This is a genomic window from Streptomyces odonnellii, from assembly GCF_000981895.1.
In the GTDB taxonomy this organism is placed as follows: Bacteria; Actinomycetota; Actinomycetes; order Streptomycetales; family Streptomycetaceae; genus Streptomyces; species Streptomyces odonnellii.
This window is the reverse complement of sequence record NZ_LATD01000018.1, coordinates 1-24,046: the sequence shown is the minus strand read 5'-3', so window position 1 is coordinate 24,046 and position 24,046 is coordinate 1. Positions and strand designations below refer to the sequence as shown.

20 protein-coding genes and 1 riboswitch are annotated in these 24,046 nt (G+C 69.7%); of the genes, 8 read left to right on the top strand and 12 right to left on the bottom strand.

The annotated features are described in order from the left end of the window. Window positions 1–727: 727 nt before the first annotated feature. Both WH07_RS02540 and oxc read right to left on the bottom strand, forming a co-directional pair. Entirely contained in the window at window positions 728–1,942 is a 1,215-nt protein-coding gene (locus tag WH07_RS02540) for a CaiB/BaiF CoA transferase family protein (protein ID WP_046494752.1), read from the bottom strand. A 13-nt stretch (window positions 1,943–1,955) separates the two neighbouring features. Continuing rightward, window positions 1,956–3,674 carry an oxalyl-CoA decarboxylase gene (gene oxc / locus WH07_RS02535; protein ID WP_046494750.1) on the bottom strand — a complete coding sequence of 573 codons (1,719 nt, stop codon included), beginning with the start codon at window positions 3,672–3,674 and terminating at the stop codon, window positions 1,956–1,958. Between the two features lie 273 nt (window positions 3,675–3,947). Between oxc and WH07_RS36025 the strand changes: the two genes are divergently transcribed. Both WH07_RS36025 and WH07_RS02525 read left to right on the top strand, forming a co-directional pair. After that, the gene (locus WH07_RS36025; RefSeq protein ID WP_052744201.1) at window positions 3,948–4,328 is read left to right on the top strand and encodes a YciI family protein; all 381 of its coding nucleotides are present in this window, start codon (window positions 3,948–3,950) and stop codon (window positions 4,326–4,328) included. A gap of 16 nt (window positions 4,329–4,344) precedes the next feature. Further along, window positions 4,345–4,941 (top strand): DoxX family protein, encoded by a 597-nt coding sequence (locus WH07_RS02525; RefSeq protein WP_079022888.1) that lies wholly within the window; start codon window positions 4,345–4,347, stop codon window positions 4,939–4,941. Window positions 4,942–5,140: 199 nt separating this feature from the next. Here the strand turns inward: WH07_RS02525 and WH07_RS02520 are convergent, their stop codons facing one another. The 3 genes from WH07_RS02520 to WH07_RS36020 all read right to left on the bottom strand — a co-directional run bounded on the left by WH07_RS02520 (window position 5,141) and on the right by WH07_RS36020 (window position 8,366). Beyond that, window positions 5,141–6,139 (bottom strand): alpha/beta fold hydrolase, encoded by a 999-nt coding sequence (locus tag WH07_RS02520; RefSeq protein ID WP_052744200.1) that lies wholly within the window; start codon window positions 6,137–6,139, stop codon window positions 5,141–5,143. Between the two features lie 194 nt (window positions 6,140–6,333). Beyond that, window positions 6,334–7,287 carry a YncE family protein gene (locus WH07_RS02515; protein WP_046494745.1) on the bottom strand — a complete coding sequence of 318 codons (954 nt, stop codon included), beginning with the start codon at window positions 7,285–7,287 and terminating at the stop codon, window positions 6,334–6,336. 38 nt (window positions 7,288–7,325) lie between these two features. Beyond that, a complete protein-coding gene (locus WH07_RS36020) occupies window positions 7,326–8,366 on the bottom strand; it encodes a cupin domain-containing protein (RefSeq protein WP_052744199.1) in 1,041 nt (346 codons plus the stop codon). Between the two features lie 329 nt (window positions 8,367–8,695). Further along, window positions 8,696–8,757: riboswitch (guanidine-III (ykkC-III) riboswitch) on the top strand. 11 nt (window positions 8,758–8,768) lie between these two features. Between WH07_RS36020 and WH07_RS02505 the strand changes: the two genes are divergently transcribed. After that, complete coding sequence (locus WH07_RS02505) at window positions 8,769–9,083, top strand: DMT family transporter (RefSeq protein ID WP_046494743.1); 315 nt, start codon at window positions 8,769–8,771, stop codon at window positions 9,081–9,083. A 6-nt stretch (window positions 9,084–9,089) separates the two neighbouring features. Here the strand turns inward: WH07_RS02505 and WH07_RS02500 are convergent, their stop codons facing one another. From WH07_RS02500 to WH07_RS02480, 5 genes are all read right to left on the bottom strand, one after another. Continuing rightward, complete coding sequence (locus tag WH07_RS02500) at window positions 9,090–9,413, bottom strand: Ada metal-binding domain-containing protein (RefSeq protein ID WP_046494739.1); 324 nt, start codon at window positions 9,411–9,413, stop codon at window positions 9,090–9,092. Beyond that, window positions 9,410–10,144 (bottom strand): 2OG-Fe(II) oxygenase, encoded by a 735-nt coding sequence (locus WH07_RS02495; protein WP_046494737.1) that lies wholly within the window; start codon window positions 10,142–10,144, stop codon window positions 9,410–9,412. Before WH07_RS02495 ends, WH07_RS02500 begins: the two co-directional genes overlap by 4 nt. 113 nt (window positions 10,145–10,257) lie before the next feature. After that, on the bottom strand, window positions 10,258–10,761 hold the full coding sequence (locus WH07_RS02490; RefSeq protein ID WP_046494735.1) for a methylated-DNA--[protein]-cysteine S-methyltransferase: 504 nt from the start codon (window positions 10,759–10,761) through the stop codon (window positions 10,258–10,260). Window positions 10,762–11,115: 354 nt separating this feature from the next. Then, the gene (locus WH07_RS40200; RefSeq protein WP_046494733.1) at window positions 11,116–12,528 is read right to left on the bottom strand and encodes a lipase family alpha/beta hydrolase; all 1,413 of its coding nucleotides are present in this window, start codon (window positions 12,526–12,528) and stop codon (window positions 11,116–11,118) included. Window positions 12,529–12,630: 102 nt separating this feature from the next. Beyond that, window positions 12,631–17,166 (bottom strand): ATP-binding protein, encoded by a 4,536-nt coding sequence (locus WH07_RS02480; RefSeq protein WP_046494730.1) that lies wholly within the window; start codon window positions 17,164–17,166, stop codon window positions 12,631–12,633. A 100-nt stretch (window positions 17,167–17,266) separates the two neighbouring features. On the opposite strand from WH07_RS02480, the gene WH07_RS02475 reads away from it, so the two are divergent. The 3 genes from WH07_RS02475 (at window position 17,267) to WH07_RS02465 (ending at window position 19,982) form a co-directional block, all read left to right on the top strand. Then, window positions 17,267–18,247, top strand: a complete 981-nt coding sequence (locus tag WH07_RS02475; protein WP_046494728.1) for a hypothetical protein — start codon at window positions 17,267–17,269, stop codon at window positions 18,245–18,247. 218 nt (window positions 18,248–18,465) lie between these two features. After that, window positions 18,466–18,990 carry a hypothetical protein gene (locus tag WH07_RS02470; protein WP_198533703.1) on the top strand — a complete coding sequence of 175 codons (525 nt, stop codon included), beginning with the start codon at window positions 18,466–18,468 and terminating at the stop codon, window positions 18,988–18,990. A 116-nt stretch (window positions 18,991–19,106) separates the two neighbouring features. After that, on the top strand, window positions 19,107–19,982 hold the full coding sequence (locus tag WH07_RS02465) for an alpha/beta fold hydrolase (protein WP_046494726.1): 876 nt from the start codon (window positions 19,107–19,109) through the stop codon (window positions 19,980–19,982). A gap of 15 nt (window positions 19,983–19,997) precedes the next feature. Here WH07_RS02465 and WH07_RS02460 read toward each other — a convergent pair whose 3' ends face one another. Next, entirely contained in the window at window positions 19,998–20,339 is a 342-nt protein-coding gene (locus WH07_RS02460) for a GNAT family N-acetyltransferase (RefSeq protein ID WP_046494725.1), read from the bottom strand. Then, window positions 20,336–21,328, bottom strand: coding sequence for a pirin family protein (locus WH07_RS02455; protein ID WP_046494723.1), 993 nt, complete (start codon window positions 21,326–21,328; stop codon window positions 20,336–20,338). Before WH07_RS02455 ends, WH07_RS02460 begins: the two co-directional genes overlap by 4 nt. A gap of 123 nt (window positions 21,329–21,451) precedes the next feature. On the opposite strand from WH07_RS02455, the gene WH07_RS02450 reads away from it, so the two are divergent. Then, window positions 21,452–21,922, top strand: a complete 471-nt coding sequence (locus WH07_RS02450) for a carboxymuconolactone decarboxylase family protein (RefSeq protein WP_046494721.1) — start codon at window positions 21,452–21,454, stop codon at window positions 21,920–21,922. Between the two features lie 397 nt (window positions 21,923–22,319). Beyond that, window positions 22,320–23,732, top strand: coding sequence for a family 2B encapsulin nanocompartment shell protein (locus WH07_RS02445; RefSeq protein ID WP_046494719.1), 1,413 nt, complete (start codon window positions 22,320–22,322; stop codon window positions 23,730–23,732). Window positions 23,733–24,046: the final 314 nt, after the last annotated feature.

Genomic DNA, 24,046 nt, shown 5'->3' with positions numbered 1-24,046 from the left:
ATTTTGAACAAGTCTGGAACCATCTCGATATTCTTCCGTTCGCATTTGGATCCGATGATGTGCTTCCGGGAGCAGCCAAATGATCAGTCATAGCGAGGCGTCATTGAAGTCTGCGTTCACGAGGGTAGCTTCGGCGGCTGGCTGGAATTGGTCGAATGATCCTCGGCGGTCGTGTGGAGGATGGCGCAGCTTCGTGCAGGAGTGCGCGGACGGATACGAGGTGGATTACAGTGAGTACCTGCATGATATCTCTGTCAGGGACTTGCTTGACCTGGCGCTCAATGACGCCGTGGTGCGACGAACCGCCGGGTTCGGTGAGTTTTCCTCCGCAGTGCCGGAGGCAGACAGTGCTTTCCGTGAACTGATAGAGCAGGGACCGGTTATCCGGGCTCAGGAGACGCGATGGTGGAGGAGGAACCTCCCTCCCCACGGCGGTGAAGAGTTCGTCAGGGACGTGTGGGAGAAAGGACAAGCTCAAGACGGTTGTCGGAGATCAATCCGATGGTGTCGCCCCGTCGGACAACCGCTTTCCGTGCCTGCCTCGCGAAGTCGGCTGCTGCCTCCGTCAATTGGCTGTAGGTGAGGCTCGTGTTTCCGGGTGCCCCTTGAATGGCTGTGTGCGCGCTATGTGAGGCCGCGGCGGCGGTGAGCATCGTGAAGAGCCACGGGCGGTCGGCGGCCGCATGGTCCGTTGGTGGGACATCGCCCGTGGATGGCATCGACCGCGCTATTTCTGCTCTTGGAATTCGGCGCGGATCGCGTCGCCGTGTTCGTTGAGGGCGGGTGACGGTGAAAGTGTTCCGACTGAGTTGTACCGTCCGTATTTCATGGGGCTGCCGGGTACGTCGTAGCCCCCGATGTTCTTCACCATGGCGCGGGCCTTGATCTGGGAGAGTTTGCGTGTGTCGTCGACGTTGAGGACTACGCCCACGGGGATTCCGGCCTGTTCGAGTTTCGTGCGCCATGCGGCGGCCGTGTCGGTGGTGAGCACGGCTTCCATCTCCTGTTTGAGCGGGGCCCAGTTCTCGGATCTCTTCGCGTTCGTGTCAAAGCGGTTGTCGGTTGCCAGTTGCCGTTTGCCGAGTACGTCGGCCAGGATCCCGAACAGATGGTCGTTCCCGACGGTGATGGCAAGTGGCTGGTCCCGGCAGGCGAAGGTGTCGAAGGGATACATGAACGGGTGCCGGTTGCCGAGCCGGTGGGGCCGTACTCTCGGGCCGAGCGCGTCCATGAGACCGTGTTCGAGCAGGGCGAATGTCGAGTCGAGCATGGAGATGTCGACGGTGCTTCCCTTGCCGGTGGTTTCCCGGGCGAGCAGTGCGGTGATGATGCCGCAGTAGCCGTAGATGCCAGCCGTGATGTCCGAGAGGGATGTGCCGACACGGGTGGGTCCGCCGTCCGGGGTACCGGTCGCGTCCATGATCCCGGACAGGGCCTGGATGATCGTGTCGTACGCCGCCTGGTCATGCATGGGCCCGTACTGGCCGAAGCCGGAGATCGAGCACACCACAAGACGCGGGAAATCCTTGACCAGTTCGTCGGGGTCCATACCCAGTTTGGCCATGACGCCGGGCCGGAAATTCTCCACGACCACGTCCGTCTTCCCGAGCATCCGCCTGATGAGCGCCATGTCCTCGGCATTCTTGAGGTCGATGGCGATCGACTGTTTGCCGAGGTTCGCGAAGCGGTAGTATTCGCTGCTGCCGTCTTTCAGGAACGGCCCCATTTTACGGGTGTCGTCTCCCACGCCCGGCCGTTCCACCTTGATGACCCGGGCCCCGCCGTCCGCGAGCATGCGCGAACAGGTCGGTCCGGCCAGCACATGCGTGAAGTCGAGTACGGTGATCCCCGCGAGCGGATACGGCTTGTCGGGATCGAGATGCCCGGCGCTCTTTGCGTCTGTCTGGGCCCGGTCTTTCGCTGTGCGTGCGGTTGCCGTCATTAACGCCGTCCCCTTACTTTCTCGCCGATGCCGTTTCCGGGACCGAGCTCTGTGGGTTGAGGTTCTGCAGGTGTCCGCTTTCGGTGCCCAGGGTGGGATCGAGGACGCAGTTGATGACCGCGGGCTTCTTTGATGCCATGGCCTGGCGCAGCGCGGTGTTGAGTTCTTCGGGCGTGGTGGCGTTGTGGCCGGTGGCTCCGAAGGCTTCGGCGATCCTGTCGTAGCGTGCGTTGTGCATGAGGACGGTCGGTGCCGGATCGGCGGATTCGGTGTTGACGGCGTCGCCCTTGTAGACGCCGCCGTTGTTGAACACGAGGGTCACCACGGGAAGTCCGTAGCGGCAGACGGTCTCGACCTCCATACCGCTGAACCCGAACGCGCTGTCGCCCGTGACGACGATCACGGGGTCGCCCGTCTCCACCGCCGCCGCGATCGCGTAGCCCATTCCGATACCCATGACGCCCCAGGTGCCGGTGTCGAGGCGGTGCCGCGGCTGATGGATGTCGATGACATCCCGCCCGAAGTCGAGCGTATTGGCTCCCTCGTTGACCAGATACGTTTCCGGATGGTCCGCGATGACATCCCTGACCACCCGCAGCGCACCGTAGAACCCCATCGGCTCATGAGGCGCGGCAAGGCGGGAGGCCATCTTCGCGACATTCCTGGCCTTGTGGGTCCCGATCTCGTCCGTCCATTCCCTGGGCGCCTGGACGGGCTGGTTCTCCAGTTCTTTCACCAGCGCGTCGAAGACGGAGCGGATGTCCCCGAGGACGGGAGCCGCGACGGGGCGGTTGCTGTCGAACTCCGTGGCCGAGACATCGGCCTGGACGAACTTCGCGTCCGGGTTCCACAGGGGCGGTTCCCCGTGCCGGAGCATCCAGTTCAGCCGTGCACCGACCAGGAAGACGACGTCGGCGTTGCCGACGGTGAAGGAGCGGGCGGCCGCCGCGGACTGCGGATGGCCGTCCGGCAGCAGCCCTTTCGCCATCGACATGGGCAGGAAAGGAATACCGGTCCGCTCGATGAAGGCCCGGACGGTCTCGTCCGCCTGCGCGTACGCAGCCCCCTTGCCCAGCACGACGAGCGGCCGCCGCGCACCCCGCAACAGGTCCAGGGCCCGCCCGATCGAGGCGGGGTCCGGCGGCTGGAGGGGTGCCGGGTCCACGGGGCTGAAGATCGACTCGGCTCCTGCCGACGCGTCGAGCGTCGCGCCGAGGACCGCGGCCGGGATGTCCAGATAGACACCGCCCGGCCGTCCGGCCACAGCGGCCCTGACAGCACGCGCGGTCGCCAGGCCGATGTCCTCGGGACGGTCGACACGGTACGCAGCCTTCGCGAACGGCTTCGCGCTGCTGAACTGGTCGAGTTCCTCGTAGTCGCCCCGCTGGAGATCGACGATGGGCCGTTCGCTGGAACCACTGATCTGGATCATGGGAAAGCAGTTGACCGTCGCCGCTGCGAGAGAGACCAGCCCGTTCAGAAAACCCGGAGCGGAAACCGTCAGACAGACACCCGGACGCCGGGTGAGGAAACCCGCGATCGCCGCCGCGTTTCCCGCCGACGCCTCGTGCCGGAAACCGATGTATCTCATGCCACGGGCCTGCGCCAGACGCGCCACATCCGTGACCGGAATCCCGACCACGCCGTACATGTTCCGCACACCATTGGCCTGGAGTGCGTCGACCAGCAGATTGAACCCGTTGGTCAATCGCCCGGATGACCGCACAGACATGTCCACTCCACCCGACGCCGCGACTATGGATCTACGTATGTACGCATGCCACATCGGTCACCCAGGAATATGAGCGACTGATCCCAACCCTTCCACCGCGGCGTCGATCACGCCTATCGAAGGCGCCCAACCGGCCTCAGGCTCGACTACACGCACCGTGTTGCCTCATGGGCCGATCCATGAGAACCCTCGATCCATGAGAACCCGCGTCCTGCCGGAGTTCTGTACTGCTCGATACGCGGACACACTGCCCTGGCCGGAAGGAGCGTCCACATGACGGCGACGGACGAAACCGTGGAGCGGCTCCTCGCTCCCATGACCAGGAAGCGGCTGTTCGCGGCGATCAACCGCAAGGTCGCCGAGGACGCCGAGATCACACCGCACGTCGCGGACCACCTCCGCTACATGATCGAGCTGGAAGGGCGCGGGCTGCTCTGGGCATCAGGCCCGTTCGTCGAACCAGGTGTGCAGGTGGGTGACGGTCTCACCATCCTCAACACCGGCACCGCCGACGAGGCCCGCCGGCTGCTCTCGGACGACCCACTGTGCCAACGAGGACTGCGTACCTTCGAGGGCCCGTTCCCCTGGGAACTGCGTGAGGGACGCATCCCGCTCTCGCTCGACGCCTCCAGCTCCTCCTTCCACCTGCATTGAGAGAGAAGAAGTGACGATGCGGTATCCACGTCCCACCATCAGACAACGGTCTCTGCGCGCGGCAGGGGGCACCGTCGGCCCGCGCACCGGCCGCGCCGAAGCCGGGCTGCTCACCCTCCGTGTTGTCGTGGGAGGGCTGGTCGCCGCCCACGGCGTGCAGAAGATGACGCACTGGCTGGGCGGATCCGGACTGGCCGCCGGTGCCGAGGAGTTCCGGCAGGACGGCTTCCGCGGTGGGCGGCTCACCGCGGTGGCGGCGGGAACCGGTCAGGCGGGCGGGGGTCTGATGCTCGCGGCCGGGCTGCTGACACCGCTCGCGGTGGCGGCCGTCGCCAGTGTCATGACCGTCGCGGTCACGGTGAAATATCCGCACGGACTGTGGGTCCAGGACGACGGGTACGAGTTTCCGCTCGTCCTGATCGTGTCCGCGGCCGCCACCGGGCTCGCCGGGCCGGGTGTCTGGTCACTCGACCATCTGGTCGGCATCGACTGGCCCGCGTCCGCGGGCATCGCCGGCTGCGCGGCTGGAGTACTGGGGGGTCTGGCCACCAGGCGGCTGCTGTGGCGGGCGAGCGGGCAGCGTACGGTACGAGACGTCGCGCGCACCCCCTGAGCGAGAACCGGCCACTGGGAACCGGCCACTGGGACTCAAGAGCCGCGGTCCGCCGCCCGGAACGGCCGCGCATTGTGACAGCACCGGGCGGTCCAGAAGGGCGCGTCCGATCGGGCGACTTCACCGCGGTCGGTCGGCAGAACCCGGGCGGGTGTGCGCCGCGCCGACGCCTCAGGAGCTTCAGCTCTGCGACGGGCCGTCAGTCCTGGGTCTGGGCGAGTAGTCCGGCGAGGTGGTCGCACCAGACCTCGGCGACATGGAGTGTCTGGTGCCCGCGCGTTTTCGGGCCGGCGGGGAGTGTCATGGCCCGGCCGTGGGGGACCGAGGCGATGGCTCCTTCCAGTCCGCCGAGTGCGACGGGGTTGAGTTCGTCGTCCTCGAAGTTGACGGCCAGCAGCGGTGCCCGTATCGACTGGAGGCCGGGGGCTGGATCGTAGTCCCGGGACGCGTCGAACTCCCAGACGACATCGTTGGCGTCCTGGTCGTCCAGTGCCTGCGACTCGATTTCCACGATCTGCCGGTCGGCGGTGTCGATGGAGTCCAGTTCGGTGGCCATGTGCCGTGCGCTGCCGGTCATGAGCCGGAACAGTGCCATCGCGTGACCGACTCCGGCCGGCTGCTTGTTGTAGCGGCCCCCGGCGTATCCGGGATCGGACTCGATCAGACGGATCAGCATCCTCCGCCACAGCAGATTCCGCCCGGTGATGCGCTCCGGAAGACTGGCGATCGCCATCAGCGCCTGCTGGTCCGGATACCGCCGGCCCCACAGCCATGTCTGCATCCCGCCCATCGAGGTGCCGAGCAGCAGCCGCAGCCGCTCGATGCCCAGCCCCTCGGCCAGCAGCCGATGCTGCCCCTCGACCATGTCGCCGTAGCCGTAGTGCGGGAAATCCGGCCCGAGCCCGTCGCTGGGGCGGCTCGATCTGCCGTGCCCGATGGCGTCCGGCATGACCACGAAGAACCTGGACACATCGAGGGGCCGGCCGCTCCCGAACAGGAAGTCCGCGATGGACGGTCGCAGGAACTGCCGGCCGGAGCCGGTGGTGCCGTGCAGCAGCATCACGGCGTTGTCGGCGCGCGCGTTCAGTGATCCGAGCGTGTGGTACGCCAACGTCACATCGAGGCGGTGTCCGTCGTCGAACCGGAAGTCGTCGACGGTGTGGAAGCCTGACTCGGCTTCGGATTCCCAGTCGGTCATGACGTGCGGCCTCTCATCATGATGAGCGGCGTCTAGGGCCTCTCGTTTGGATCTTGCTGGGCTCGCGTGCCCTGGCACCGCGTCTCGCGGCGTTGTCGTCAGTCGCCTACGCTCCGCGTGGGCTCCCTCCTCCGCCTTGCGATCCACGGCACCAGACCCCGCTCCCTGATCCAGCCAGATCCAAACGAAAGACCCTAGAAGAACGAGAGGGTCTCGATGCCGACCCCCGCTTGCACCGTACGGAGGACCTCGCCGCGTTCGAGATTGCACACGGCCAGCGAGCCCTCGTTGTGATTCGCGATGAGCACCGTTTCCCCGTCCGCGTGGAAGGCCATGTTCATGGGGCCCTGGCCGAGGTGCAGCAGCGTCTGTGACTTGAGGTCCTCGGAGAAGACCGTCGCCAGCGGCTCCTCGAAGTTGGTGACCACGAGATACCTGCCGTCGGGGCTGTAGCGCGCGATCTGGGCCGCCTTCCGGTGCCCGTCGAGTGTGACCGTCGCGCGGATCTCGTCCGATACCGTGTCGACCACATAGAACTGCGGCTGCTGCGCGTCGACGAGAATGATGGTCTCCCCGTCGGGAGACATGCCGATTCCCGCGGAGCCGTTCGGCATGGGGATTTTCTTGACCATACGCTTCGTGGCCAGATCGACGACCGACGCGAACGTGTCCTCCTCGTTCTCGGTGTAGAGCTTGCTGTTGTCCGGCAGCACCTCCACGCGGTGTGCCTTGTCGGAGCCCACCTCGATCACGTTCTGGATCGCACCGCTCCCGGGGTCCATTTCGAGCACCACACCGCTGTTCTCGCACACGCAGTACAACTGGCCGTCCGCGCCCCAGCGCAGGCCGTGCGGAGCGAGATACGGGAACGTGCTGAGGTCACCGACATGCTTCCGTTCCCGCAGGTCGAACTTGGCTATCAGATGGCCTGGATGGGCGTTGTCCCCGTGAATACCGGCGCCGTAGATGGGGACATACGCGAAACGGTGATCGGGCGAGATGAGAAGCTCGTGCACCCTCGGGGCGAAGCCCTCAAGCGTCAGCTCGACCTCATAGGTGGCCGGATCGAGGAACAGGATGTGGTTCCCCAGCTTGTCGACCGCCACAAGACCGTCGCTGCCCGTCAAAAAGTTGGCGTCTGTCGTCATGACAACCCTCCTGTTCACGCGCGTCGACATGAGGCCGCTCAGTCCGGCGCCCCTTCGTCGATGCCGATGTCGACGTCAATACCGAACCGACTCCCTGTCTCCCGCAGCCGGTTGAGATCCCCCTCCGGGTCGCTGCCCGGTCCAGGAGACGGACGGCACGCGGCGCGGTAGTACTCCTCGATCCCGCCCGGCACCGTCAGATTGAACAGCCGTACGATCCCGTCGCCGCGGTTCCGCACCCGATGGCGCACCCCCCAGGGCACAAGCACGGCCGACCCGGCGGAGGCTTCGTACTCCTCTGCTCCGACCAGCACGGCCGCCGTCCCCTCCAGAACGTAAAAGGCCTCCTCATAACGGGCATGCCGATGAGCCGGCATCCCACCGCCCGGTTCCAGAGCGATCTCGGCGACCGTATAGGCATTCGCCGTCGCCAGACCCGCCGCTTTGATCGTGTACGTCGCCCCGGCCGCGTACCGGCGATCCCCCTCACCCGGCAGCACCAGGGTCGGGCCGCGCCCCTCACCGATCGGAAGTGGCCTCTCACGCCCGTCCGGGCCGCTCTCCAGGTAGGTCACGCCATAACGCGGGGTCCGGGCGTTGATCTCCGCTACCGGCATCGTCCCGTGCTCACGAGGAGGCTCATCACCCGGAGCCCCCAGTTCGAGGAAGAAACCCTCATTACCGCCCGGCGTGGTGAAAGTGATCAGCTCCGCGTTGTCCTCGCCGACATTGCGCCATTCATGAGCGATGCCACGGGGCGCCGCGAAGAACGTACCGTCACTCACCGTGGCATGAATTCCCCCCGCCTTCAGATCGAGCTTTCCGTGGAGCAGGAAAAAGCCCTCCTCCTCACGGGAATGCACATGCCTGGGCGGACCCGTGCCGGGCGGCGGATAATCCAGCCAGAACGCGTACTCACTGCCCGTGTCCTCGCTCACCGCGGCGAAGGTGATCCGGTCATCGCCCATCCACCAGATCGAGACACCCTCACCCGGCTCCACCAGCTTCCCTCGCCTGAGCAGCGGCGCGTCACGCTCGATCGGTCTGTTGAGATTCCCCGGTGTCCTGGCCTTCGCCATCGCACAACCTTCCCGCTTCCCGCCCAAGACCGACGGATCGACCACCGTACGGGGTCGGTGATCTGCGACCTCATATTGGTTGGGCTGGCTCTGGCGGCTCCTGAGGAGCGCACCACTACAATTCTCGCCCGCCGCAGATCGTTGTCAAAACATGCGTCGGCCGGCAGCGACGTCGGTCACTAGCCGATCGCGAGCCAGGTGCGGTGGCGATCGCGGCCGCGTCCTTCCTCAGGCGTAACTCTCCGTCCGGACCTGTACAGCGGGTCGAGGTGGAGGCCGACTTCCAGGGTGCCCGGCCGGGTGCGCCAGGTGGTGTGCGATCGTGGACGGCAGAGCCCGACAGGCTCCTGGACGAGGTGCGCCGTACCCAGTCATGACAAGACGACGCGAGGAGTCTCTGTCATGGCGTGGATCGTTCTGGTGATGTCCGGAGTGCTGGAAGCGGTGTGGGCGACCGCACTGGGCAAATCGGAGGGGTTCACCCGCCCCTTGCCGAGCGTCGTTTTCGGCGTTGGACTGGTGCTGAGCATGACAGGACTGGCCTTCGCGCTGCGGACGGTGCCCGTGGGCACCGGCTACGCGGTCTGGGTCGGCATCGGGGCGGTCCTCACCGCGACGTACGCCATGCTCTTCGAAGGTGAGTCCGCCGGCCCGCTGAAACTGATGCTGCTGGCCGGCATCCTCGGATGTGTGGCCGGCCTGAAGCTGACGCACTGATCTTCTTCAGCCTGCCGTCCGCTTCCTGCTGCCGTCCGCTTCCTGTGCGATGGCTTTCCACCGGGCGTACGTGGCGGGCAGGCACACCGCGCAGGGCCGGTATCCGGCAGCGACGGCGGTGGCCTCGTCGGGGAAGAACACCCGGTGTCCGACATAGTGGCCGCGGGCGATGGCCCGCAGCGCGGACGGGCAGTCCAGCCGTCCGTACAGGCGCCCGCGACGGTGCCCGCCGAGCGTGCCCGGCGCGGGGCTCCGGTAGGGCTGTCCGTCCGGTCCGAGCAGTGTGTAGGTGCGCCCCGGGCTGTCGGCGGCTGCCCGGGCGGAGGTCATGCGGCGTCGTGGAAAACCAGGCCGAGGGTGTGGCGGCGGCCGGAGCGTACGGTGCTCACACCGTGCCGCATCGGTCCGTTCGACCATCCTCGCCTGGTGGCCACCGGCCGGTCGCGGGTGGTGAAGATGAGGCCGTGGCCCCGCGGGAGCGTCGTGGACGAGCCGCGGGACTGCGCGCGGGGCCGCTGCTCGGTCATCAGGAACTCCCCGCCGGTGAAGTCGACGCCGGGTGCGTCGAGGCCGATGACGACCTGGAGCGGGAAGACCATGTCGCCGAACACGTCCCGGTGCAGGGCGTTCCAGTCGCCGGGACCGTAGCGCAGCAGGATCTGAGCGGACTTGTCCTGCCCCGCCTCATGGCACAGGTGAAGCCACTCGTTCAGGCTGTCGGGCCAGGGGGCGGGCTTGCCGAGCCTGGCCGCCCAGTCACGTGCGATGGGCAGCAGGCAGGGGTAGAAAGCCTCCCGCAGCTCCTGTACGAGGTCGGGGAGATCGTGGGTGAAGTAGCGGTACTGGCCCGAGCCGAAGCGGTGCCGGGCCATGTCGACAGTGCTCCGGAAGCGGTCGGACCGGTCGTAGAGAGCGGCGATCCCGCGGCATTCCGCGGGGGTGAGGAGCTGCCCGGTCAGAGCGTGGCCGTGCTCGTCGAGCTCGCCGGCCAGGGTTGTCCAGTCGCCCCGGGCGACCCGGTCGGCGACCGGGCCCCCGAGCCGGGTGGTGGTCTCGGTCATGAGACTGATCCTTCGGGTTGGTGCGGGAAGTCACCCCGGCACCGCCGGGGGAAGCGGTACGGGGCCGGAGTGACGGTTTCTGTCAGGAGGCGCGGTCCGCACCGGTCCCGGCGTCACAGCAGGGTCGGTTGCAGGGCGCCCTCGTGGGTGAGGAGCTGGACTTTGCGTTCGACACCACCGGCGTAGCCGCGCATCGTGCCGTCCGCGCCGATCACGCGGTGGCACGGGCGCACCAGTAGCAGCGGGTTCGCGCCGATCGCCGCGCCCAGGGCCTGGATCCGCTCGCGCGGCAGCGCGAGTTGCCCGGCCAGAGCACCGTACGTGGTGGTGGAACCGTAGGGGATTTCCTCGACCGCGTTCCAGACGCGCCGCTGGAAGTCGGTGCCGACCGGGGTGAACTCGATGGCGAATTCCGTGAGTTCGCCCGCGAAGTACGCGGAGAGCTGGCGGACGACGTCCGCGAACGGCTCCGCGTCCTGCCGCCACTCCGGTCGGACGGCCGGAGCGTTCCTCTGACCTGGCATGGACAGCGAGGTGAGAGTGAACCCCTCCTCGGTCTCCTCGCCCACCAGGAGCAGAGCGCCCAGCGGACTGGTCGTCGTCGTGCAGGCGGTCATAGCCGCCTCCTTACTCGTGGGACTGTGTCTCACCGTCAACCCTGCCGCCCGGCGGGCACGCGTGCTGGCGGCATTCGGACACCACGCTCCCCGTGCCCGGCACCTAAGGGCTGTCCCGTAATCGCTGGTGGGTCAGCGCGCGGCGTCAGATGGAGGGGGTGCCTCCCGTGCCGTTCAGGCTACGGGGGAGCATCGCAAGGCGGAGGGACGTCCCCATACTGGGCGTATGGGGATGTTCCGACAACGCGGCGAGGTGCCGTAGCTGTCGTCGCGCGCCCGCCATGGATTACGGGACAGCCCTTAGCTAGGGCCTCTCGTTTGGGTCTGGCTGCCAGCTTCCGTCCTCGGTTCGTCCTACGCTTCGACGACCGTCATCACCTCACGCTGGACCGTGTCCGGGCGGTCCGCGATCACCGACAGCACCCAGGTGCCCGGCCCGGCGGTGAGGCTGCCGCGGCGCTCGCCGGGCTCCGTCTCCGACAGCACCACCCAGTCCCGCGGTTCGTCCGCCCCGTCGGCGTGCAGTGCGGCCCGTACGGTACGGTCGCGCTCGACCCCGGTGGCCACGATGTCGAACGGATCCCCGGCCACCGCGAACTCCGGTACGACGATGCCGAACTCGTCGTCGGCCAGGGTGTCCCGCGCGGACTTGCTGTGGTGGATGGCGTCGAGCTGGTGGCCGAAGGCCTCGGCGCTGATGAGGTGGCCGTGCCGGTGGCCGTTCCACAGACCGTCGTCGGTGCGGCGCAGCGCCCACGCGGCGAACGCCGACTCTGCGGGTACCGTGCCGTCGCCGGTCCATGGCTCGTGGTCGTCCAGGAGGTAGTGGAACTCCAGCTCCCGGCCGGGGTTCACCGTCACACCGTGGATGGTGGGGTGGGCCCGGCCGCCGAGGCAGCGCATCTCGTAGGGGAGGGCCCGGTCCGGGCTGCCGCGCAGGTTGTCCCGCAGGGACGTTTCGAACTCCTCGTGGAAGGCGAAGACGTCGCGGACCGTGTCGGTCGGCAGGCCGGTGTCGATCTCGGTGAGGTGGTCGTAGTAGCCCTCGGGGTAGTCGGGGCGGCGCACGGCCTCGTAGACCGGGAGGAGCTGCCCCACCGACGGGAAGGAGCGGGCGAGTTCGGTGAGCCGTTCGTTGAGCCGGGGCGCCAGCGTCGCCGCGGTCCGCCCCAGCAGCCCCGAGCCGATCCCGTGCCCGGTGAGGAACCGGACGGCCTGGGCGGCGCCCCGGTGCGGGGTGCCGACCGTCACCAGGGTGCGGGCGGTTTCGCGTCCGCCCAGGCACTCCAGGTAGTGGCGGGCGACCAGGCCGCCCATGGAGTGGCACAGGAGGGTGACCTTCGGGTCGTCCTCGGCCTTGGGGTAGTACGTCCTGAACTCCTCGGTCCACCGGCCCAGTTCGCCCGCGATCCGGCGCTTGAGGCCGGCGGCGGTGAGGCGGTTGGACAGGCGCCAGTCGTAGGGAAAGGTGACGAACTGCTCGGGGCGGACGCAGGTGAGCAGGCCGGCGACGTCCGGGTACCCCTGCTGTGTGAGGAGCCCCGGCAGTCCCGTCGGCCGGCGGACCAGGCCGACGGCTTCGACGGCGTGCGGTTCCTCGGGCGGCTCGTCACCGATCCCGTCGGGCAGCCGCAGTCGGCTGATCAGCTTCTGCGGCGGTACGGCGCCCAGCAGTGCCGGGAGCGACAGGTTCCACAGGTCCTTTCCGTCGCGGGTGAGCCGGCTTCCCGTGATCCCCGGGATGAAGACCACCAGGTCGTGCTTCACGCTTCCTCCTTGGCTCGTGCGTGGTGCGGGCGTACGTGGTGCCTCGTACGTGGTGCGGTGTGCGGCGTCCGTCGTGCGGGCGATGGGTGCGGGCGGGTACGGCTACCAGCCCTTCCTGGGCTGCCAGCGGTCCGAGGCGGATCGGGCCGGTCCCGCCGGTCCGGTCGTGGCGGCCGGAGCCAGGGCTTCGGGGCGGAGCAGGATCAGGTCGCAGCGGCGGCGGCCCTGAAGGGCCAGCGTGATCCCGCGCTCCGCGTCGTACACCGCCGCGGCGGCCTCCACGTCCAGTCCGCGCCAGGGCACCGCCGCCGTCTTCACCTCGCGGCCGTTGACCGCGTCGAACACCGCCAGGGTCTGCTCCCCGCCGCAGGCGGCCAGCAGCGGACGCTCCGGAGGACCGGTGAAGACCACCGCCGACGCGCGGCCCCCGGGGTGTGCGACCCGCTGCGGGATCCAGCGTCCGCCCTTGTACCGGGCGAGATGGAGCATGTCGTCCTCGCCCCAGGCCACCAGGGGGAACGACCATCCCATCACCCGGTGTTCGCCCAGGGCCATCGTCGCGGTCCGCCGCCAGAAATCGTCCAGGACCGGCGGCGGCTCCTCGTCCTCCGCGCCGGCCCGCCACAGCCGGAAGCCGCGCCCGGTGTCGGCGCCCACCCAGGTCGTGCCGTCGCTCATGGTCCGTGCGCTCAGGGCGTGGACGACGGCGCCGACCTCGCCCCGTACCGTCCACCGGCCCTCGCACAGCCTGTGCCGCCGCACACGGCGGATGTCCGGGACGAACAGGCTCGGGACGCCGTCGTCCTCGACCGCCAGCCCCAGTCCGCGCACCTCGTCGCCGTCGTCACCGGCCAGGGGGATGTCCTGGTGCGGAGCGGCGATCCGCAGACCGGCGGTGAGCGACCAGACGCGTACGGTCCGGCCCGCGCCCGCCGCGACGAGCCAGCCGTCCCCGTGCCACACCGCCCGCACCGCGGTGACCGTACCGTCGTGCCGGAGCGGCACCTCCCGCTCCCCGGGGGCTCCGCCCCTCTCCGGCTCCTGACGGCAGGCCAGGACGGTGGAGCCGAAGACCCGGCACAGCAGCGCGGGACCGCCGGGCGGCCCGGACGCGGCCTCCACCAGGATCCGTTCGGTGTAGCTGCGGTCCCCCGGGCCATGAGGACGTACGGCGGTGGCCGAGGAGACGTCCAGGATCCGTACGTGCGGGCCGTCGGAGACGGCGATCCTCCCGGTGCCGTACGGGTCGCAGGCCAGGGCCTCCGGGTCGCGGTGCCCGTGGACGGGGAAGGTACGGAGCGGCCGGCCGCCGTCCAGGCCGTGCACGGCGACGCGGTCACCCTGGTGCAGGACCAGCAGCGGCCGGCCGTTGGCGCGGCCGAGGGCGGCGCCGCGTGCTTCGGGCGTGTCCAGGGCCAGTGTGTGTTCCACGGCCCATCCGGGGCCGGCCGGCCCGCTGCCGTCTGCGGCGGGGGTCAGCCGCCACACGTCGGTGGTGTGGCCGTCCACCCGGGCGAGCCACGCGGAAGAGACGCCCGTACCGGCCCGCGACGGCTCGGCGAGTGCGGCGATGGCCCGGACCGGACCGCGACCGGTGTGCGCCAGTGGCGCGGACGGGCCGAGCAACTGGCGCCCCAGCCCGGCCGGATGGACCTGATGGACGTACGTCTCGGCGCCGGCGGAGAGCAGGAAGTGGCGCGCGCCGAGTGAGAACAGCACCAGCCGGTCCGCGGCCACGCCCAGGATGCCGGCCAGGTCCGCTTCGGCGGCGCTCCTGTCGACGGGCCACTGCCAGGTCCACACCCGCTGTCCGTCCGCGGCCATCGCCAGGAACCGGCTGCCGCACTCGGCGACGGTCAGCGCCTTGGGGGAGCCGCCCCAGTCGAAGACCTTGGCGGGCAGCCCCGACGCGTCGTCCCAGAAGAGCACTCCGCTGCCGTCGCCGGCCATGGTGACCCGGCGCGGTCCCGCCGTCGCACCGGTCACCTGACGCAGCAGGCGGCGTCCGTCGGGGGCGCGCCGGGTGAGGCGCTGGCGGCCGGTCTCCGGGTCGTGCACCGCGACCGCACCGAGCACGCCCAGCGAGAGCACGGTGTCGGCGGCCGTGCCGGAGCCGGCGTCGGGGCCGTGAGCGCCGGGGGACACCGCCGCCCAGTGCAGGGCGCGGGCGCCCCCGCGGGCGGCGGGCCAGCGCAGGTCGACGGGCGTGGACTCGGCGTCGGTCCACACTTCCGTCCATGGCAGCCGGGCGAATCCGGCGGAGGTCAGCCGGCCGTACATGCCGTCCCGGTGGCTGACGAACGCCGTGCCGCGCAGCAGCGCGCGCCGGGTGGTGTGGTCGGGGCGGCGGCGGAAGTCGTCGGCGACCCTGGCGTACAGGGCGGCGCCCTCGCTGTGCCGCACATGGGGAACGGCCAGCGGCAGCACCACGTCCGGGTCGGTGTGGACGAGGAATTCGGGGTCGTCGAGGAGGTCGCGCAGCCGCTCTTCTCCCGCCTGCGCGGCATGGACCGCGAGATACGCGCGGGTGTACGGGTCGGCGCGCGCCCAGTCGGGGCCGCCGCGGGCGCCGAGTGCGTCATGGACCCTGAGGTGGCCGTCGCGCGGGGTGAGGCCGAGCCGTTCGAGGATGTGGACGCCGTAGCCGGCGTGCGCGAGCCGGTAGCTCCCCGAGTCCACGGCGACCAGGCCGCCCTCGGCCCGGGCCAGCAGTTCGCGCGCCTGCGCGCGGGTGAAGGTGCCCTGCCGCCCGTGCAGGGCGTCGGCCATGGTCACCAGAAGCGAGAGATCGCGCAGTCCGCCGCCGTACGCGAGGGCGAGCGGCGCGAGGATACCGGCGGCCGGGACCGCTCCGTCGCGTTCGAGGTGGCTGATCTCGCGGCGGACCCAGTTCTCCAGTCCGGTTCCGGCCCGGCGGAGTTCCGCCTCGAGTTCGGGCGCGGTGGGCGGCCGGGTACGGCGGACGAGCTGACCGGCGATCAGCCGGGCCACCAGGAAGAGCCCCTGACTGCCGGCCGCGATCGCCTGCGCGGCCTCGCGCCGCAGCAGCGTGTGCCGCTCGTCCGCGTACGGCGAGCCGGGGGCGCCCAGCAGTGACTCGGCCAGGGTGGTGATGTCCCGCTCGGCGTCGTCCTGGTCGAGGGCGAGCGGGGCGGTGGTCTGGTCGAGTACGTCGAGCAGGCTCTCGGCGGTCACCGGGTCGGCCAGGTGCCGCCGTGGCCGGGGCCGGGTTCCCACGATCACTTTCACTCCGCGGGTGTCGGCGAGCCGGTTCAGCAACTGGCGGGCGATCTCGTGCGCCTGACCCGGCATCGCCTCGTCGAGTCCGTCGAAGAGCAGGTTGAGGGCGCCCGCCTGCCTGGCGAGAGCGGCGACGGCGTCCGTGCAGCGGTCCGCGTCGCAGCCGCCGGCCGGCCGGGGCGGCATGGCCTCGAAAGACGTCAGGGCGTCCCACAAGGCCTCGACCACAGAGTTCAGTGAGCGGTCGCGGCAGCTTATGAGGGCGTGGACGGTGCCCGGGCGCGGGCAGATCTGGGGAGGCGGCTGCGGGTCGAGCCGCTGCCTGCGGCGGGCCACCGACAGCAGGCCGATCCGCGCGAGCAGGGCCGTCTTGCCGGATCCGCCGGGCCCGGTGACCACCTGCATGCCGTGTGCGGCGGTGTCGAGCCAGCGGACCAGGCGGCTCAGCGCGGCGTGCCGTCCGGTGAACTCCCGTTCCAGGACGCCGCCTTCCTGGATCTGGAACGGGGATTCCTCGGCCCAGGGCAGCGGGGCCCCGTCCGCGAGCACGGCGGGGTGCGCCCAGGGACCGCGGTGCGGTGCGGGAACGCCGTCGTCCTGGAAGTACGGGTTGTGCAGGAAGTTGTTGGGCAGGGGCCGTACCGTCTCGAAGCCGGGGCGCTCGTCCCGGGTCTCCAGCCCCGCCGCGGTGGCTTCCTGGCCGATGGCCTCGACCAGGTACGGGACGGAGATGTAGAGAGCCGAGGGGTGCATCGGCAGGGAGCGGTCGGAGACCTCCGTGTCGGGCTTGGCCAGGACGGACGCCAGCCAGTTCACCCACAGTCCCTCCCGGATCACGGTGCCCACCCCGGAGGTGCCGATCACCGCGAATCCGGTGGTGGAGGACTCGTACGCGCGGGCGACCGAGGCGCGCTCCTCGCTCACCGCGCGCCGCAGCGCGACGTTCAGGTGCCCGTGCGAGGAGCAGGCGTCGAGGACGAGGAGTGTGTGGGCGGGCGCGGGGGCGGCGAGGATCCGGTCCACGAGGTCGGTCAGGGCGAAGGAACGGGCGGGATCGAAGCGGCCGTCGGCCCAGGTGTCGCGGCAGGCGAGGTGGAAGCCGCCTTCGGCGTCCACACCGTGCCCGGTCCAGTAGAGGATCCTGCGCGCGGCTCGGCGGTCGAGGAACGCGTCCAGCCAGGCCGAGACCTGGTCCCGGTTCATTCCCTCGGGGCCGGCCGGCACCTCGCCGAAGCCCAGCTTGTCGCGGGCCATGGCGGCGAGGCGGGCGCTCTCGGCGCCGATGTGTGCGAGATGCTCACGCCCGTCCGGCCGGGCGGGGTTGTCGTACGTGTCGATGGCCAGTACGCCGACCACGCCGTCCCCCCGGAAGGCGTCACGCCCCAGCTCCCTGGACATCCGGCCCCCGATCGCGCCCCGGTCCCGACTCCGCCGCCACGGCCGACGCCGCCCCTCCCGGCACTAGTCTGAGCAACTTAGCTCAGAAAAGAGGGTGTTGATGGCTCATCGAGACCGCTTCTCCGTTGTCGGCAAGGTGACCGACTGCCACATCTACGAGGGTGACGGCACACGTCCGATCACGGAAGAGAACGTCCGGGTCGTGTACACCAGCCGCCGGGTGCAGTTCCCCGACGAACTGGGGGCGTGGCGGCGGGAGATCGCCGACGAGGAAGTGCGCAAACGGGCCGCCGGCGAGCCGTACTGGTGGAACAACCCGCGGTTCGCCGTGGAGAGCCTGGTCGTCTCACGCGGCAACGTCCGGGAGGACCCGCAGGTCACGCTCTCCCTGCTGGACGCCGACTACTACGATTTCCTTACCACCTCCCTGAATTTGGGCCGGACGCTGCGCAACGGCTCGACCCTGCGCAAGCAGTATCTGGAGGACGCCGATCCGCTGGACGCCCCGCCCTGGATGTTCTGCAGCCTCGGGGTGAACGTGGCCGTCGAGACGGGGAAGGACGGCCGGATGCTGTTCTCCCGGCGCAGTGCCAGGGTGGCGGGACCGAACGCGTCCCGGTGGAACTCCTCGGCCAACGAGGGCGTCGCCGCCAACCATGATCTGCCGGAGTCCGGTGAGATCAGCCTGCACCGGGTGGCCCGCCGTGCGCTGCGTGAGGAGCTGGCGGTTCAGGACGGCGACCGGGTCGACCTGGAACTGCTGGGTTTCGGTCTCGACCTGCGGAACAACCAGTGGGCGGTCTTCTTCCGCGCGGTCCTGGAAGACCTCGACGAGGAGACCCTGCGACTCCGCTGGAGCCACGGTGTGGAGGACAAGTGGGAGCACGACCGCTTCGCCTTCACACCGGCCGACCCGGAGTCGGTGCTCGGTTTCATCCACGGGACGGAGTCGTGGTCGCCGTGCGCCCCGGCGCTGTTCTACCTGTCCGTGGTCCGCGCTGCGGTCCGCGCGCAGGGCGGTGACCCGGGCGCACGCCTGCTGGTGGAGGAGGCGGAACGGCGGGTACTGGGGCGGGGATGACCGGGCGTGCGGCACCGGACCGTGCCGGCCGGACAGCGGCCGGCACGGTCCGGTGCCGCACCGCCCACGCGTTACGGCCCGGGTGTTTACGACGGGTCACCGGCCGGCGGTTCCGGCCCGGCGCGCGGCGGGGAGGCTCCGGCTGCATGGTCGTGCTGTCCGGGGAGCGGGAACCGGGCCGGGCGCCGGGACCTCACCATGATTCGGCAGGGGGAGACATGACGAACGAGGACAGTGAGGACAGCGGTGTCCGCCAGGAGCAGAGCCGTGACGTGTCTCAGATGCGGCATCTGACTGGTGAGGTGGAGAGGATCGCGGCCGAAGCCGGCATCGGCGCGCGGCGGGCACAGCGCCGGGGCAAGCTCTGGAACGCCACCCACCTGCTGCTCGGCTTCCCCGCCGCCGTACTCGCCGCGGTGTCCGGAGCCGCGGGTCTCGCCTCGTCCGACGCACGCGTACCGGCCGCGATACTCGCCCTGCTCGCCGCCGGCTTCTCCGCCGGGGCGACGTTCCTCCGGGCCGAGGCACGGCAGTTGGCCAACCTCCGCAGGCGGTATGCCTGGCAGGACCTGGAGGTCAGGGCCCGCCTCGTACTGGGACGCGAGGCGTACATGACCCATGAGGACCTGTACAACGCCCTCTCCCGCCTGCTCGAACTCCGGCGCGCCGTACCGTCGAGCGCGATCGTCCTGTCCGAACTGCCGACGCCACCATCGCTAGCGCAACCGCTTCAGAACGGCTGACACGGCGTGAGCCCGGGGCGCCGGATCCGGCGGCTGCTCCCGGCGGCGAGGCGGATCGCCGGGAATCGCGGGCGCGGGGCCGATGAGTTCTCGACGGTGAAGCGGTCTGAACGGTCATGACTACGCACAAGCTTGAGACTCCTGAAGCCGATCTCGCCTACGACATCCACGGCCCGCTGCCGACCGCCGACGGATGCCCGCCCCTGCTCATGATCGGCCAGCCCATGGACGCCGCCGGCTTCACTGCCCTGGCCTCGCGCTTTCCCGAGCGCACCGTGATCACCTATGACCCGCGCGGACTCGGCCGCAGTACCCGCAAGGACGGCCGGGCCGACCATGTGCCCGGTGTCCAGGCCGCCGATGTGCGCGCCGTCATCGACGCGCTGGGCGCGGGCCCGGTTGAGATGTTCGCGAGCAGCGGCGGTGCGGTGACCGCGCTCGCCCTCGTGGCGGCGTACCCCGACGCTGTGACCACACTGGTGGCGCACGAGCCGCCGCTCATCGCCGTGCTCCCCGACGCCCGGGCCGCCGAGCGCGCCCGGGCCGGTGTCCGGGATGTGTACGAGGAGAGGGGCTGGGGTGCCGGCATGGCGGCCTTCATCATGATGACGTCCTGGCAGGGCGAGTTCACCGACGACTACTTCACCCGGCCCGCGCCGGATCCCGCCGCGTTCGGGATGCCGGCCGAGGACGACGGCTCACGTGACGATCCGCTGCTCTCCGACCGCTCCTGGGCGGTCAGCGGCTACCGGCCCGACGTCGACGCCCTGACCGCGGCGCCGACCCGGGTCGTGATCGCGGTGGGCGAGGAGTCCGGGGACACCTTCACCGGACGCACCTCGGTGGCGGCAGCCAAGCTCCTCGGCCGGCAGGCGACGGTGTTCCCGAGCCACCACGGCGGCTTTCTCGACGGCGAGTTCGGCTACGCGGGGCAGCCCGACGCCTTCGCGCACAAGCTGCGCGAGGTCCTTGAGGACACCGACGGACGGTGAACGCGGGCGCGGGGGTCACCGAGGCAGCGAGCTCCTCAGCCACTCCAGGACCTCGGGTGTCACCGGATCGGTGATGTCGGCGAACTCGTCGTGCTTCTTGAGGAACTTGGCCACGTACGGGCAGACCGGCACGATGCGCTTGCCGGAGGCGCGTACGTCGGCCAGGGCCTGCTGGACGAGGATCGAGGCCAGGCCGAGACCGGCGAAGGCGTCCTTGACCTCGGTGTGGTAGAAGACGCGCCGGTCGTCGCGGTCGCGGTATGCGGTGAGGCCGGCGGTTTCGCCGTCGACGAGGATTTCGTACAGGTGCCTGGTGTCCACTCGCTGGACGGTGGGAGCGGCGGCGGGCTGTGTCATCGGGTGCCTTCCAGCGGCGTCGGGTTCTTACGCGGTGTGATGGTCGCGTTCGGCAGGGCGGGCGCGGGAAGACGGTCGCCGTCGTAGCCGCTCACACTGCCGAAGCGGTCGGAGGCGTTCTCCCAGGCCTCTCGGGCTTCGACGATGTCCTGGTGGTCGCGGCCGATGAAGTTCCACCACATGACGATCTCTTCTTCGAACGGTGTCCCACCGAGCAGCACCGCGCGGGCGGGGGTGTACGTGTCGTTCGCCAGGGTCAGCGTGTCGCTGCCCCGGGCGAGGTAGCCCAGTTCCGCCGGGCGCAGAAGGGTTCCCGCCATGTGGACGTCCCCGTGATCGACGAGAAGGCCGTGCTCGAAGGCGGGATCCACCGGGACGGTGGTCGTCGAGCGCGGATCGAGGACGAGTTCGGCGCCGAGCAGGGGCGTGAAGGTCGGTACCGGAGAGGTGTCACCGGCGAGGGATCCCAGGAACACCCTGATCTCGGCTCCGCCCAGCCGGACCGGGCCCGGGACTTGGTGCCGGAAGTCGCGGGCGGTGTGCCGGTGTTCCCCGGGCAGGGCCACCCACAACTGGACGCCGTGCAGGACAGCGGCGCGCGGGGTGGAGACCTCCGAGTGGCTGATGCCGTACCCGCCGGTCATCAGATTCAGCTCGCCGGGCCGTACGAGCGCGTGGCTGCCCATGCTGTCGCGATGCTCGATCTCTCCGCCGAACAGCCAGCTCACGGTCTGCAGGCCGGTGTGCGGATGGGGTGCGACGTCCATGCCGCCGGTGTCGGCGACATCGTCGGGGCCGTAGTGGTCGATGAAGCACCAGGCCCCGATCAGGGTGCGGGCGCGCTGCGGCAGCGTGCGCCGTACGGTCATGGCCCGAGGCCCGCCCAATGGGACATCCCTCGCCGTCAGCACCTCGACCCGCGGCACGGCCTCGCCGTGGTCCGCGGCACCGCAGCGCAGCGCCGCGGGATCCACTTCGACGTTGCTCATCGCACGCCTTTCACATCTGAGGATGATTTCATATTCAATAATCATGCTCGACAGTAGAGCCCCTGCCTCCATCACGCGCGGCAGGGTGAGCAAGGGCCGCGAGGGGCCCTGGAGGAGTCCACGGTGGGTGACACAGCAGACGCCGCGAGCCGGCGCGTCTTCATCGACAAGCAGAGCCCCAAGGCGTACCACGCACTGGTCGAGACGGCTGAGGCGGTCCGCGCGGTCGCCGCCGAGGCGGGGCTGGACCGTCGCCTGGTGGAGTTGATCAACCTCCGCGTGTCACAGATCAATGGCTGCGCATACTGTCTCAACGTGCACACCAGGGCCGCGCTGCGCTCCGGCGAGACCCCTCAGCGTCTGGGCGTGCTCGCCGCGTGGCGTGACACCGAACTGTTCACGGCACGGGAACGCGCGGCACTTGCCCTGGCGGAGGCGACCACCGCCCCCGCGAACGCCGTTGCGCAGGAGAGCGCCTACGGAACAGCTCGCCAGGTCCTCAACGACGACGAGATCTCCGCGGCGATCTGGGTGGCGATCACCATCAACGCGTTCAACAGGGTTTCCATCCTGAGCAAACACCCGGTCCGCTGAAGGAACCGCACGGCGGCGGGCCGGTGGAAGACGTTGCATGCCAACCGCATGCCGACCCGGGCGGGCATGCCGGCACCCCGTGGTCGAACTGGAGTACGGGTGCCGGCTCCTGGATCGACACCTGACGCGTAGGCAGCGCGGGGTTCGGCATCCCGCCCGGGCCGTCGCCCGCATCGGCGACCGTGCCTGAACACCGTCGACCACCTGCGTAAACCTCCACGCGGGGAAGATCATCGTATCGAGTTAATACCGACCGCTGCTTAGAGCCAATCGGGTCCACCGGCCGTTACTGTTCCCAGGGATCTGGACGGATTACCGGATATTTGCCCCTCTTTTTCTACTTTCGTGGTGCCGCGCACACATGCGGCCGTCGCCCTTACGAAGGAGAGTTCGCCCGATGACTGTTGGTACCAGCCCGGAAGAGCAGCGGGAGTCGCCTCGGCAGTCCAGCCTGGGCACGGCCGCCGCGCGCAACCTGGCCACCACGACCAAGTCCGCCCCGCAGATGCAGGAGATCACCTCCCGCTGGCTGCTGCGGACGCTCCCCTGGGTGGAGACCAAGGGCGGCACGTACCGGGTGAACCGACGGCTGAGCTACACCGTCGGCGACGGGCGCGTCGAGTTCATTCAGGACGGTGTCAGCGTCCGCGTGATCCCGCGCGAGCTCGGCGAACTGGCCCTGCTGCACGGCTTCGAGGACGTGGAGGTGCTGACCGCGATCGCCGACCGGTGCGTCCAGCGCGACTTCCGGGCCGGCGAGACGCTGGTCGAGCGCGGTACGCCTGCCGAGCAGATCCATCTCATCGCCCACGGCCGTATCAGCCAGACGTCGGTCGGCAAGTACGGCGACGAGGTCGCCGTCGCGGTGCTGGCCGACGGCGACCGGTTCGGTGACAACGCCCTGCTGGACGAGGACGCCCGGTGGGACTACACCGCCACCGCCAAGACCGCCGGGACCCTGCTCACCTTGTCCCGCGCCGACTTCGCCGCCGTACTCTCCACGGCGCCGAGCCTGCAAGCCCATGTCCAGCGGTACCGCTCGCTTCCCGGCCAGCGGCAGAATCGTCACGGCGAGGCCGAGATCGCGATGTCGGCCGGCCACACCGGCGAGCCCGCGCTGCCCGGCGCGTTCGTCGACTACGAACTGAAACCGCGCGAGTACGAACTCTCCGTCGCGCAGACCATTCTGCGGGTCCACACCAGGGTCGCCGACCTCTACAACGGGCCGATGAACCAGACCGAGGAGCAGCTCAGGCTCACCATCGAGGCGCTGCGCGAGCGCCAGGAGTACGAGCTGATCAACAACCGGGAGTTCGGTCTGCTCCACAACGCCGACTTCAAGCAGCGCATCCAGACCCACTCCGGTCCGCCCACGCCGGACGACCTCGACGAGCTGCTCAGCCGCCGCCGCGGCTCCAAGTTCTTCCTCGCCCACCCGAGGGCGATCGCCGCGATCGGGCGTGAGTTCAACCGCCGCGGTCTCTACCCGAACCATGTCGACCTCGGCGGGCAGCAGGTCCCGGCCTGGCGCGGGGTCCCGATCCTGCCCTGCAGCAAGATCCCCATCACCGAGGAGAAGACCAGCTCCATCCTGGTCATGCGTACCGGCGAGGAGAACCAGGGCGTCATCGGTCTGCGCCAGACCGGTCTGCCGGAGGAGTACGAGCCGGGCCTGTCGGTGCGCTTCATGGGCATCGACGAGAAGTCGATCATCTCCTATCTCGTCACCACGTACTACTCCGCCGCCGTCCTGGTGCCCGACGCGCTCGGCGTGCTGGAGAACGTACAGATCGCCAACAGGCGCGATTAGGCCCCGCTGCCGCCGCTGCCCCTCCCGGCAAGGTTTGCCCCGTCGCGCGAACCTTGCCGGTCACGGCACCAGGTCCTGTCCGGCGGCTACGACGGTCCCGGTCGTCCGGGCCGGCCGAGCATGCCCGGATGATCCGGGACAGTCACCCCACCAGCAAAGGAGCCCCGGATGCCCGACCCTGAGCTCTCCCCTCCGCAGTCGAGCCTGCCCACGGCTGCTTCCCACTTCGGGGCGCACGTCCTCACCGACGCCGCCGCCCGTGCCCGCGGCACCGAGGCCGCGGGCGGCGGCCCGCCCCTGGCGCTTTCCACGCC